The following is a 12934-nucleotide window of genomic DNA, read 5'->3' as shown; positions in this document are numbered from 1 at the left end:
AGGTTAAGCTATGACTGCCGTAAATGATAAAATATCCACAATCGTTAATGGAAAGCGTGTGATTACGAAAAAGCCGGAACTTCTCGCACCTGCGGGTAATCTTGAAAAGCTGAAAATCGCTGTTCATTACGGAGCGGACGCGGTCTTTATCGGGGGACAGGAATACGGGCTGCGCTCGAATGCCGATAACTTTACGATCGAAGAAATTGCAGAAGGCGTTGAATTCGCAAAGAAATATGGCGCGAAGATCTACGTAACAACGAATATTTTCGCTCATAATGAAAACATGGACGGGCTTGAAGACTATTTAAAAGCGCTTGGAGACGCCAACGTTGCCGGTATTATTGTGGCAGATCCGCTTATTATTGAAACATGCCGCAGAGTGGCGCCGAATGTTGAGGTTCACTTGAGCACACAGCAGTCTCTTTCAAACTGGAAGGCTGTCCAGTTCTGGAAGGAAGAAGGTCTCGACCGCGTCGTGCTGGCACGTGAAACTAGCGCTCTTGAAATCAGAGAAATGAAAGAAAAGGTAGATATTGAAATCGAATCCTTCATTCATGGCGCAATGTGTATTGCATATTCCGGCCGCTGCGTGCTGAGCAATCACATGACAGCGCGGGATTCCAATCGCGGAGGCTGCTGCCAGTCATGCCGCTGGGATTATGATCTCTACCAAACAGACGGTGCCAACGCCGTTGCTTTGTATGGTGAAGAAGATGCACCATTTGCGATGAGCCCGAAAGATTTGAAGCTGATTGAATCCATTCCAAAAATGATTGAAATGGGGATCGACAGCTTAAAGATTGAAGGCCGCATGAAATCCATTCACTATGTAGCAACTGTTGTCAGCGTATACCGCAAAGTAATCGATGCTTATTGCGCTGATCCAGAAAACTTTGTGATTCAAAAAGAATGGCTTGAAGAGCTTGATAAGTGCGCCAACAGGGACACTGCGACAGCTTTCTTTGAAGGAACGCCAGGCTATGAAGAGCAAATGTTCGGCGAACACGCCAAGAAAACGACATATGATTTTGTCGGCTTAGTGCTGAATTATGATGAAGATACACAAATGGTCACGCTTCAGCAGCGCAATTTCTTCAAAAAAGGCGACGAAGTGGAATTTTTCGGACCAGAAATCGAAAACTTTACACATACGATTGAAACCATTTGGGACGAAGACGGAAATGAGCTAGATGCTGCCCGCCATCCCCTGCAAATTGTCAAATTCAAACTAGACAAAAAGATTTATCCGAGCAACATGATGAGAAAGGGGAAGTAACAGCCCATGGGTAAGAATCCAGTAGTCATTGGAATCGCAGGAGGTTCCGGTTCAGGAAAAACGAGTGTCACACGGTCCATTTATGAACAGTTTAAAGGACACTCAATTTTAATGATCCAGCAGGACCTTTATTATAAAGACCAAAGCCATCTTCCGTTTGAAGAAAGGCTGAACACAAACTATGATCATCCGCTTGCGTTTGATAATGACTATTTAATCGAGCATATTCAGGATCTATTGAATTACCGCCCGATTGAAAAGCCGATTTATGACTATAAGCTTCACACACGTTCAGAAGAAACGGTTCACGTAGAGCCAAAGGATGTTATTATCCTTGAAGGCATTCTTGTTCTTGAAGACAAAAGGCTTCGTGATCTGATGGATATCAAGCTTTATGTTGATACGGACGCTGACTTGCGTATCATCAGACGGATTATGAGAGATATTAATGAGCGCGGACGCTCTATTGATTCTGTCATTGAACAATATGTGTCAGTGGTCCGTCCGATGCATAACCAATTCGTCGAGCCGACGAAACGATACGCTGATATTATTATCCCGGAAGGCGGTCAGAATCACGTCGCAATTGATCTGATGGTCACAAAAATTCAAACCATTCTTGAACAAAACGCGATTTTGTAATACCATAGCATAGACATAAATAACTCTGACCATATTATGTATAGGCAGGAAGGGAATGTGCGAATTCCCTTCTTTCCCTGTTTATAAACGCGAAATATTTGCAGAACGACACGATTCAGTTTAAGATAAACAGTACCTATATGGGAGAGAAGAACGAGGACTGCCCTGTGTTCTCATTCTTGTATTTTTTAGTTTATGCTCTCATACATAATCGAAGATGTTGAGGGACAACCAGAAGGAGTGAAGGGACATGGCACAAGAGAAAGTATTTCCTATGACTGCAGAAGGAAAACAAAAACTTGAACAAGAATTAGAATATTTGAAAACGGTTAAACGAAAAGAAGTAGTAGAGCGAATCAAAATTGCGAGAAGCTTCGGAGACCTTTCCGAGAACTCTGAATACGATTCAGCGAAAGAAGAGCAGGCATTTGTAGAGGGCCGCGTGACGACTCTTGAAAATATGATTCGCAATGCGAAAATCATTGAAGATGACGGCGGCTCTAACGTTGTCGGTTTGGGTAAAACCGTCACTTTCGTCGAACTGCCTGACGGTGATGAAGAATCATATACGATCGTCGGAAGCGCGGAAGCTGACCCGTTTGAAGGGAAAATCTCAAACGACTCACCGATCGCAAAAAGCCTCTTGGGCAAAAAAGTAGATGAAGAAGTCACAGTACAAACACCGGGCGGAGAAATGCTCGTGAAAATTGTGAAAATTTCATAATATTTGTTTAGCAGCGAAACACCTCGTCCACAATGTGGGTGAGGTGTTTTTTTATGAAGATATCGAAACGAATGAAGCTGGCAGTCATCGCATTTTTGATTGTATTTTTTCTGCTTCTGCTTAGGCTTGCAGAAATCCAGCTGTTTTTCACAGAATCATTTTCTAAAAAGAAAATTAATTTGATTCAAGAAAGCGTGAAACAGCGGACGGAGGAAGTGCTCATTTCAGATGGAAGAGGCTCTTTTTTAGATCGAAACGGGCGGGCGCTGACAGGACAAAGCGAGCCTGCGGTTGTTTTGTTCCCTTTTCTGCTGACGCAGGATTGGCCGATCAAAAAAGTTGCGGACATCCTCGGCATGTCTGAAGATGATTTGCGCCAGACACTAGGTAAGGCAAAAAAACCGGTCATTTTGCAGCAAAAGAAAATCAAAACACTTTCAAAACAATCTATCACAAAAATCAATTCTTTGAAATATCCCGGCATTTACGGCGTATATATGGAGAATGAAGACAAGCCCAGCCTTGCTTCACATACGATAGGGAGCACGAACCAAGATCCGGCGCTGCTTCGCAAGAAATATCCTGACAAGGAGAGCCTTCCGATTACAACAGAAATCGGAACAACCGGTTTAGAACGGACATTTGACGAGTTTTTGCTTCCGGAACAAGACACAAAGCTTTTATATCATGTGGACGGAAAAGGAAACCCTTTGTTTGGCATGGACGTCAAATATACAGCTGAAGCCAATACATTTTATCCGCTCCAGGTCAAAACAACGATCGATCAAAGCATTCAAAAAGCGATGGAGGAGGTATTGGATGAACAGGGGCTGAAAAAGGGAGGAGCTGTACTGCTGGACATCGAAAATAGCAGTGTTCTGGGAATTGTAAGCAAACCAGATGCGGATGTGTCCCGGCAAAACACACTTCAAAATTATATGCTGACGCCAATCTATCCCGGATCAGTTTTTAAAACAGTCATTGCCGCAGCTGCAATCGAAAATAATATGGTGAAGCCTAGTCAAACCTTTAATTGCAATTTAAACCTGTACGGGGAACCGGGGGACGACAAAGGAACCTTGTCTTTTGATGAAAGTTTTGCACAAAGCTGTAATTACACATTTACGAGTCTTGCAGAACAATTAATGAAAAAAGACAGCTCGGTTATTGAAGATATGTCCGAGAAGCTGGCTCTCACTGATCGGGCAGGCTGGGAGGGAAAACTGTACCACGAAACCGATTTCCGCCAGCTGTATAACGAAAAAAGCGGCGTGATTTGGGGGGATGAAAAAGACAAATCAGTCAAAAAAGCCATTGCGCAAACAGCAATCGGGCAGAAAAATGTAAAGGTAACGCCGCTGGAGGTAGCCAATATGATGGCGACAATCGCCCGCGGCGGAGAAAAACGGCAGGTGAAAATTGCCGAACAAATTGAGTATAAGAACGGCACAACGCTCGTTACGTTTAAAGATCAGAAGCTCAAAGGGGAAACGATAGACAAATATACGTCACAGCAGCTTCAAAAAATACTGCGGCGGGTGGTAGAATCTCCTTCCGGAACGGGCAGAAGGTTTCAAGATCTTCCGTATACTGTAGCAGGGAAGTCGGGCACAGCCCAGACAGGCAAGCTTTCAAAAGAGAAGGAAACGCTCTATGAAAAATGGTTTGCCGGATATTTTCCCGCGGATAAGCCGAAATACGCTCTGGTTGTTTTACACATGGATACACCGGGAGATAAGGCTCTGACAAATTCGGTGTTTTATGATATTGTTAAAAAAGTACACGAAATTGAAATCAATCAGAAATAGAACAACTTCTCAGCACATGTTAAAATATATGCTGAGCCAAGAGGGATAAAGGAGTGCAGAATTATTGAGCAATAATCAATCTCGTTATGAAAATCGTGATAAACGCAGAAAAGCCAATTTAGTGCTTAACATTTTAATCGCAATCGTATCCATACTAATTGTCGTAGTAGCAGCGAATCTCTTCATTAACAGTCCTTCTAGCAAAGATGTCAGCAAGGATTCTGAAACGGCGCAAAAACAGGAATCTCCGGCTTCAGGAAAGACGGAAAAGAAATCGGATGAGGATATAAAAGACAGCAAGAAAGATACATCTGACAGCGAAAAGGATTCTGAGAAGTCTTCTGACTCTGATTCCAAAAAAGATGATTCTTCTTCTAAAAAAGATGACTCTGATTCAGATTCAAGCTCAGATTCAGCCGGTAACGGGCTTAAAGATGCAAAAGTAACAGAAGGCGGCTCATCGAGCGATGTGGAAAAAACGTATGAAAATCCTGACTGGAAAGCAGTCGGAACTGAGCAGTCTGGCGAGCATGCCGCTACTTATGATTCAAGCTCACAAGACTGGGCTGAGATGCTGAAAGCCATTTCGTACGCAACTGGTGTCTCAACAGATAACATGACGGTGCTCTGGCTCGGAAATAACGGGAGCCCTCAGGATGCCAAAGGCAAAATTTTGGACAAGGCGACTGGGAATAAATATCAAGTCACGATTACATGGGTCGATGAAAAAGGCTGGAAGCCGACAAAAGTAGAAAAGCTAAAATAAACAAAAGCAGCCGGGTTACAACCGGCTGCTTTTGTTTTAGGCTTCAGCTGCGAAATGAACCACCGCGCTGTACAATATTCTTCCTTCTGCCACAGCAGTTTGGTGTGAAACAGATTTCACCCGGAGCATGATGGCTTTATTGTTTTCAATTTGTGTATTGATTTTCTTTTCAAGCTCCTGCAATGAAGCCGCTTCAAAAAATTCCACTTTGTCTTTAATCAGATCTAATTGAAAATTCATGTCTTGACCCTCCAGCTTTCACAAGTCATATGAAGTATAAGCTTTTTTGCGGTCAATGCGCAATATGAGATGGCATAAAATACACAAAGTGTTTTAGTACCTGCTTTTCAGAAGATGTGGTATTATAGGAACTGTTCCATCATTAACTCATAGTATGCTTATAGGAATTATTAAATATGGAGTGTGACAAATATGGGACGTGAATTTATCCCTCTCTTTGAAGATTGGGCAGCAACTTATGATCAAACAGTACAAGGTTTAGATATTCAGTATAAAGAAGCATTCAGAGGCTACGATCATATCCTTGATGCCATCGTCAGCAAATCTGGAACGCATGTGTTAGAATTTGGCCCGGGGACAGGGAATTTGACGGCTAAGCTGCTCGATGCAAGCAAAACTGTATTTGGAATCGAACCTTCTCCAGCAATGCGTAAACTGGCTTCTGACAAGCTTTCAGGCAGATCGGAAATCGTTGATGGAGACTTCCTGACATTCCCTGAGCCGCCATTTCAGGCTGATACAATTGTCAGTTCATATGCTTTTCATCATTTGACTGACGAAGAAAAGCGGGCTGCCATAAAGCAATATGGCAAATACCTTCACTTGCATGATAAAATAGTGTTTGCCGATACCGTCTTTGAAAATGCGCAAGCGTATCAACAGGCTATCGATAAAGCCCGTTCTCAAGGCTTTTATCAGCTTGCAAATGATTTAGAGACAGAGCATTATCCTACATTGGATGCGTTGAAAGAAATGTTTACAGCTGAAGGTTTTGCAGTCCGATTCACTCAGCAAAACGACTTCGTGTGGATAATGGAGGCGATCAAACGGTAAAGTGAAGGGAATGTGAATAGATGAAACTAGCAGTCATCGGAGCAATGGAAGAGGAAGTTACCATCCTAAGAAACAAACTTGAAAATGCAAAAACAGAAACGATCGCACACTGTGAATTTACAACAGGCGAATACGAAGGAACTGAAGTGATTCTTTTAAAATCAGGAATTGGAAAAGTAAATGCTGCTATCAGCACGACGCTTCTGCTTGACCGTTACAAGCCTGATTATGTCATTAACACAGGCTCAGCCGGCGGATTTCATCATACATTGAATGTAGGGGATGTCGTTATTTCCACTGACGTTCGTCACCACGATGTAGACGTAACGGCTTTTGACTATGAATACGGCCAAGTGCCGGGTCTTCCGGCTGCTTATGCAGCGGATGAAAAGCTGATTAGCATCACTGAAGAAGCCGTATCTGAACTCGACGGCATTCAGGTTGCAAAAGGAACGATTGCAACAGGGGATTCTTTCATGAACGATCCGAAGCGGGTTGAAGAGGTGCGTGCGAGATTTTCTGATCTGTACGCGGTTGAAATGGAGGCTGCGGCAGTGGCTCAAGTGTGCCATCAATTTAAAACGCCGTTTGTCGTCATCAGAGCGCTATCTGATATCGCAGGAAAAGAATCACATGTTTCATTTGACCAATTTTTAGAGCAGGCGGCTGTCCATTCAACAGAGCTTGTGTTAAAGGTGATCAAACGAATTCATTAAAACGGGGAGGACGTTCTCCTCCGTTTTTCTCTAAAAACAACCTCTAATTAGGAGGAGGACATATATGACAGTGATTACGGACATTACCGAGCTGATTGGGAATACACCGCTTCTCCGCTTGAAGAACTTTGATGTTCCAGAAGGAGTCGCGGTGTATGCCAAGCTTGAAATGATGAATCCAGGGGGAAGCATCAAAGACAGACTGGGAGATATGCTGATTCGTGACGCGCTCGATTCAGGCAAGGTGAAACCCGGCGGAGTGATTATAGAAGCTACGGCAGGCAATACAGGGATCGGCCTTGCGCTGAGTGCCAGAAAATATGGGCTGAAAGCGATTTTCTGTGTCCCTGAACATTTCAGCAGAGAGAAACAGCAAATTATGCAAGCGCTTGGCGCATCAATCATTCATACACCGCGTCAAGACGGAATGCAGGGAGCCATTCAAAAAGCCATTCAGCTGGAGACTGAAATTGAAAATTCTTATTGCGTCTTGCAATTTAAAAACCAAGTAAATCCATCGACTTACTATAAGACGCTTGGACCTGAAATGTGGGAAGCACTTGACGGTAATATTCATACGTTTGTCGCAGGGGCAGGATCAGGGGGCACGTTCGCAGGAACAGCTTCCTTCTTAAAAGAAAAAAATCCAGCAGTCAAAACGGTGATTGTTGAACCGGAGGGCTCGATTTTAAACGGAGGAGAGCCTCACGCTCATAAAACAGAAGGCATCGGCATGGAGTTTATCCCCGATTATATGGATAAGAGCCATTTTGACGAGATCTACACCGTAACAGATGAGAATGCGTTTAGACTTGTGAAAGAAGCGGCAGAAAAAGAAGGCCTGCTGATCGGAAGCTCTTCAGGTGCAGCGCTTTATGCGGCATTGGAGGAAGCGAAAAAAGCATCCGCTGGAACTAACATTGTCACAGTATTTCCTGACAGCAGCGATCGATATATCAGCAAACAAATATACGAAGGAGGCATCTGATATGAAGAAAAAAACATTGATGATACATGGCGGAATCACAGGTGATGAGAAAACAGGCGCAGTTTCCGTGCCCATTTATCAAGTAAGCACGTACAAGCAGCCGAAAGCAGGGCAGCATACAGGCTACGAGTATTCAAGAACGGCCAATCCGACTCGAACCGCTCTCGAAGCACTTGTGACAGAACTGGAAAGCGGGGAAGCAGGCTATGCGTTCAGCTCAGGAATGGCTGCCATTACAGCGGTTATGATGCTGTTTAACAGCGGAGATCATGTAGTGTTGACTGATGATGTGTACGGCGGAACATATCGCGTGATGACAAAGGTGCTTAACCGTCTTGGCATTGAATCAACATTTGTTGATACGAGCAGCAGGGAAGAAGTTGAAAAAGCGATTCGCCCTAATACAAAAGCCATTTATATTGAAACACCGACGAACCCGTTGCTCAAAATCACCGACCTGACGCTCATGGCTGATATCGCAAAAAAAGCGGGTGTTCTGCTTATTGTAGACAATACCTTTAACACTCCTTATTTTCAGCAGCCGCTTACTTTAGGCGCTGATATCGTACTTCACAGTGCGACAAAATATCTTGGCGGACACAGTGATGTCGTCGGAGGTTTAGTTGTGACAGCTTCGAAAGAGCTTGGAGAAGAGCTGCATTTTGTGCAAAACTCCACAGGCGGCGTGCTTGGCCCTCAAGATTCCTGGCTGTTAATGAGAGGAATCAAAACGTTGGGACTCAGAATGGAAGCGATCGATCAAAATGCGCGGAAAATCGCAAGCTTTCTTGAGAATCACCCTGCTGTCCAAACGTTATATTACCCTGGTTCTTCAAATCATCCCGGACATGAGCTTGCAAAAACGCAAGGATCGGGCTTCGGCGGCATGATCTCCTTTGATATTGGCAGTGAAGAACGGGTTGATGCGTTTTTAGGAAATCTGAAACTGTTTACCATTGCTGAAAGCCTGGGGGCGGTTGAAAGCTTAATTTCTGTTCCTGCAAGAATGACACATGCCTCTATTCCGAGAGAACGCCGGCTTGAGCTCGGCATTACGGACGGCTTGATCAGAATTTCTGTAGGAATTGAAGATGCGGAAGACTTGTTGGAAGATATCGGCCAAGCGCTTGAAAATATATAACAAATGGATAGAATTACTTTCTCTGTAAGCCGCCGGATTATATTATAATAGTCGTATACTATGAATCTGGCAGGTGATTCTTTTGAACAAAAATAGAATGAAATCTTTAAAAGAAGACTACAAGCATTTTGCTTTTACATTGCTTGCAGTCAGCACTTTTTTATATATAGGCGCAGTTCTCCCTGATCAAGGCTTAACATTAGGCCAGAAATCGACGATGTTTTTAGCGGATTGCGTATTTTTAGCCGGTGCCTTCTTTTGCGCTGACCGTTCACTTATTTACAAGAAGCGTTTGGAAGAAGCCGACGAATAAAAAAACAGCCATCATCAAGCGATGGCTGTTTTTCTGTTATTGTTCTCGAAGTTCTTTTCCCATGCCTTTTAAAAACTGAAGGCCGAAGCCGACGGCTCTGTTGATGTCAGGGTCGTTCATTGCTTTTAACAGGTCGAGAACCCCGACTTTCTTGTCTTCTTTTAAAAAGCTTTGTGCCTGTTCAGTCCCAGCCATTACGCTTTCTAAAAGCTTTGCTGTAAACTCAGGATCGGCTTTTGTCAATGCGCCTCCGGCGGCCATCATCGTGTTGATGAGGTTGGTGACAGGCTCGCGGGAAACTTGGCCAAGCGCAATCTTGGCAATGTCTTCCTTCGCTCTGAGCATGCTTGTTGCCGCATCAAAAATTCCAAGATCATTGAGTTCATTCATTAACGTCATCGTTTTAGAGACGGCGTCCTCATTTTCCGCCAGCAGCTCTTTCAGTTCTTCTATTTTTTCAAGCTTAATTTGCTCAGCTGTTTTTGTTTCTTTTTTGATCGTCGTAATCGGAGTGGCCATTCGTTTTCCTCCTATCGTTTAATCAGTCAGATGGACATAGCCAGGGCGGTTCCATTTTCTTTCCGCTTCGACTCCGTTTTGCGGATGCCGTTTTTTGTTGCGCGGATTGGTTTTTGGAAGCGGCGCTGTTTCACAGCCGCCAAGCACTTCCATGCGGACCTTTGTCTGTTTATAAGCAGGCGTGTTCGTCCGTTTATCAGCTGCAGGGCCCGTCAAGAAGTTAATCGCTGACTCCTTGTCTGTCGAGTTCATTGGCAGATAGAGTTCATTTTTCCGTACCCGGTCTGTGATCAGCGCGTTCAATTTGACTGCTCCGAACGGAGAAACGAGCCGTACAAGCGAACCGTCACAAACACCTCGCTCTTGTGCAAGCTCAGGTGAGATCTCAACGAATACATTCGGCACTTTCGCTTGGATGCCTTTCGATTTATTTGTCATGTTTCCTTCGTGGAAATGCTCCAGCATCCGGCCGTTATTGATATGAAGGTCATATTCCTCCGGAAATGCCGCTGGCTCGGTCCAATCAGAAAGGGCAAAACGGGCTTTTTTGTCAGGGAAATTAAATCCGTCTTCATACAGAAGCGGTGTGCTTTCACCTGTGAAGCTGCCCCATAGGAAGCTGTTCCAGCCTTCAAGCACCTCATAGCTTGCTTTGGCAAACAGAGGAGAAAGACTCGCCATTTCAGAGAAAATGTCACTTGGATGGCTGTAATTCCAATTCGCTCCTAAACGGTTTGCCACCTCTTGAATAATCCACCAGTCCGGTTTTGCGTCACCAAGCGTCGGAAGCGCCTGATACAATCGCTGGACACGGCGTTCTGTGTTGGTAAATGTTCCGTCTTTTTCAAGTGAAGGAGTGGCCGGCAAGACGACATCAGCATATTGAGCTGTTCTTGACAGGAAGATGTCCTGTACCACGAAGAAATCAAGGCTTGATAAAATATCATGCACATGGTTCGCATTTGAATCGACCAGTGCCATATCCTCACCGACAAGATACATAGCTTTCATTTTTCCTTCTTCAATGGCATGAAGCATTTGAATATTATCTAAACCAGGCTTTCCATCAATCTCGACACCATATGCCTCTTCAAATTTAGCGCGGGCCTTGTCATCTGTAATATGCTGATATCCCGGCAGCCAGCCTGGCAATGTTCCCATATCACATGCGCCTTGCACGTTATTGTGTCCGCGCAGAGGATAAGCGCCGGCACCTGGACGGCGATAGTTGCCCGTAGCGAGAAGCAGGTTTGAAATGGCTGCTGATGTATCAGAACCGCCTGTATTTTGTGTGACACCCATTCCCCAAAGGACACAAGTGCCGTCAGCATCACGAATCATTTCAGCAATTTGAATGATGTTTTCTTTTGAAAGGCCTGTGATGCGTTCTGCATAATCAAGCGTATACGTTTTAAGGGTTTCTTTATAATCTTCAAAGTAATTGACGTTCTCATCAATAAACGCCTGATCGTGCCAGCCTTGGTCGATCATATATTTCGTAACAGCCATCAGCCAAACTTGGTCTGTGCCTTGTTTAGGGCTGATGAACAGATCGGATCGCTCAGCCATCTCATTTTTACGCAGGTCAGCAACAATCAGTTTTTGACCGTGAAGCTTGTGTGCCCGTTTGACGCGTGTTGCGAGCACTGGGTGTCCTTCCGCCGGATTGGCACCGACAATGATGACGAGACCTGCTTTGGCAATATCTTTAATCGTGCCGGCGTCACCGCCCATGCCGACAGTGCGGAACAATCCGTCTGTAGCAGGAGACTGGCAGTAGCGTGAGCAGTTATCGACGTTGTTTGTTTCAAATACCTGACGCGCTAGTTTTTGAATGACGTAGTTTTCTTCATTCGTAATTTTAGAAGAAGAAATAAACCCGACAGAGCCTTTACCGTACTGCTCTTTAATTGATCCTAATCTGCTTGCGACAAGATCGAGGGCCTCTTCCCAAGAAGATTCCACAAAGGCTCCGTTTTTACGGATTAAAGGCTTTGTGATCCGTTCTTTTGAATTGACGAAATCCCAGCCGAATTTCCCTTTGACACATGTGGAAATCGCGTTAACTGGAGCATCAGAAACAGGCTGGATCTTTAAAATATCCCGTCCTTTTGTCCATACTTCAAATGAACACCCGACACCGCAGAACGTACATACAGTTTTCGTTTTTTTCGTTCTTGTTTCACGCATTGCCGCTTCGACTTCAGAAATGGCAAAAATGCTGCCATACCCCGGTTCAACATTTTTCACGAGATCAATCATCGGTTCCATGACGTCCTCTTTAATGCCTGTCATAAAACCAGCCTGCCCGAGCATTGATTTTTCCATCAGTGCATTACATGGACATACTGTTACACACTGACCGCAGCTGACACAGGAAGATTCATTGATCGGAACTCCCTCATCCCAAATGACGCGAGGGCGTTCGCGTTCCCAGTCGATTGAGAGTGTTTCATTTACCTGAAGGTTTTGACAGACCTCAACACACTGGCCGCAGGCAATACATTGGTTTGGATCATAGCGGTAAAAAGGATGAGACATATCAACCGCGCAAGAAGGATCTTCTTTTGGCGTGTATGGGTATTTTTGATGCTCGATCCCCATCATTTCCGCTGTATTATGCAGCGTACAGTTGCCATTGTTGTTATCGCAAACTGTACAATACAGCAAATGATTTTCAAGAAGGCGGTCCATCGCTTCGGTTTGCGCTTCTTTCACTCGATTTCCTGAAAGATCAATAGACATCCCGTTTTCTGCAACCGTCGCGCATGAACGAACCAGCTTGCCATTTGCTTCTACTATGCAAGTATCACAAGTTTGAATCGGGTCAACCTCTGGTACGTGGCAAATCTGCGGGTACTCAATTCCGTTTTCATTTAAAATATCTAAAATTGTGGCCCCTGCTCGTGCTTGAATTTCTGTTCCGTCTACACGGACACTGATCGACTTACCGTCCATCATATT

Annotated in this window: 13 protein-coding genes; 10 read left to right on the top strand and 3 right to left on the bottom strand. The window is 44.4% G+C overall.

Annotation, left to right across the window (positions count from 1 at the left end; genetic code table 11):
• The first annotated feature begins 10 nt into the window (after positions 1-10).
• The 5 genes from NYE20_RS14650 to NYE20_RS14630 all read left to right on the top strand — a co-directional run bounded on the left by NYE20_RS14650 (position 11) and on the right by NYE20_RS14630 (position 5219).
• Positions 11-1279 carry a U32 family peptidase gene (locus NYE20_RS14650; protein WP_003229802.1) on the top strand — a complete coding sequence of 423 codons (1269 nt, stop codon included), beginning with the start codon at positions 11-13 and terminating at the stop codon, positions 1277-1279.
• Positions 1280-1285: 6 nt separating this feature from the next.
• Positions 1286-1921 carry a uridine kinase gene (udk, locus tag NYE20_RS14645; RefSeq protein WP_003225916.1) on the top strand — a complete coding sequence of 212 codons (636 nt, stop codon included), beginning with the start codon at positions 1286-1288 and terminating at the stop codon, positions 1919-1921.
• 250 nt (positions 1922-2171) lie between these two features.
• Positions 2172-2645 (top strand): transcription elongation factor GreA, encoded by a 474-nt coding sequence (gene greA / locus NYE20_RS14640; protein WP_004399078.1) that lies wholly within the window; start codon positions 2172-2174, stop codon positions 2643-2645.
• Positions 2646-2698: 53 nt separating this feature from the next.
• The gene (locus tag NYE20_RS14635) at positions 2699-4453 is read left to right on the top strand and encodes a penicillin-binding protein 2 (protein ID WP_024572771.1); all 1755 of its coding nucleotides are present in this window, start codon (positions 2699-2701) and stop codon (positions 4451-4453) included.
• Positions 4454-4517: 64 nt separating this feature from the next.
• Positions 4518-5219 (top strand): YrrS family protein, encoded by a 702-nt coding sequence (locus NYE20_RS14630; RefSeq protein WP_072175892.1) that lies wholly within the window; start codon positions 4518-4520, stop codon positions 5217-5219.
• Positions 5220-5255: 36 nt separating this feature from the next.
• Here the strand turns inward: NYE20_RS14630 and NYE20_RS14625 are convergent, their stop codons facing one another.
• Entirely contained in the window at positions 5256-5459 is a 204-nt protein-coding gene (locus NYE20_RS14625; protein WP_014477495.1) for a YrzA family protein, read from the bottom strand.
• Positions 5460-5651: 192 nt separating this feature from the next.
• Here NYE20_RS14625 and NYE20_RS14620 point away from each other — a divergent pair, with 192 nt between their 5' ends.
• From NYE20_RS14620 to NYE20_RS14600, 5 genes are all read left to right on the top strand, one after another.
• Entirely contained in the window at positions 5652-6293 is a 642-nt protein-coding gene (locus NYE20_RS14620) for a class I SAM-dependent methyltransferase (RefSeq protein WP_072175891.1), read from the top strand.
• Between the two features lie 20 nt (positions 6294-6313).
• Complete coding sequence (gene mtnN, locus NYE20_RS14615; protein WP_014477493.1) at positions 6314-7009, top strand: 5'-methylthioadenosine/S-adenosylhomocysteine nucleosidase; 696 nt, start codon at positions 6314-6316, stop codon at positions 7007-7009.
• A gap of 64 nt (positions 7010-7073) precedes the next feature.
• A complete protein-coding gene (locus NYE20_RS14610) occupies positions 7074-7997 on the top strand; it encodes an O-acetylserine dependent cystathionine beta-synthase (RefSeq protein ID WP_015714423.1) in 924 nt (307 codons plus the stop codon).
• Position 7998: 1 nt separating this feature from the next.
• Positions 7999-9138: a bifunctional cystathionine gamma-lyase/homocysteine desulfhydrase gene (locus NYE20_RS14605; RefSeq protein ID WP_017696065.1), complete on the top strand. Its 1140-nt coding sequence runs from the start codon at positions 7999-8001 to the stop codon at positions 9136-9138.
• Positions 9139-9220: 82 nt separating this feature from the next.
• Complete coding sequence (locus NYE20_RS14600; RefSeq protein WP_003237358.1) at positions 9221-9451, top strand: YrhC family protein; 231 nt, start codon at positions 9221-9223, stop codon at positions 9449-9451.
• 36 nt (positions 9452-9487) lie between these two features.
• Here NYE20_RS14600 and NYE20_RS14595 read toward each other — a convergent pair whose 3' ends face one another.
• Together NYE20_RS14595 and fdhF are read right to left on the bottom strand one after the other, a co-directional pair.
• Positions 9488-9970 carry a DUF1641 domain-containing protein gene (locus NYE20_RS14595; protein WP_003229812.1) on the bottom strand — a complete coding sequence of 161 codons (483 nt, stop codon included), beginning with the start codon at positions 9968-9970 and terminating at the stop codon, positions 9488-9490.
• 18 nt (positions 9971-9988) lie between these two features.
• Positions 9989-12931, bottom strand: a complete 2943-nt coding sequence (gene fdhF, locus NYE20_RS14590) for a formate dehydrogenase subunit alpha (RefSeq protein ID WP_095010815.1) — start codon at positions 12929-12931, stop codon at positions 9989-9991.
• Positions 12932-12934: the final 3 nt, after the last annotated feature.

The organism is Bacillus sp. FSL R5-0416 (assembly GCF_037975425.1).
GTDB classification, from domain to species: domain Bacteria; phylum Bacillota; class Bacilli; order Bacillales; family Bacillaceae; genus Bacillus; species Bacillus subtilis.
This window is presented reverse-complemented; position numbering and strand designations above follow the sequence as displayed.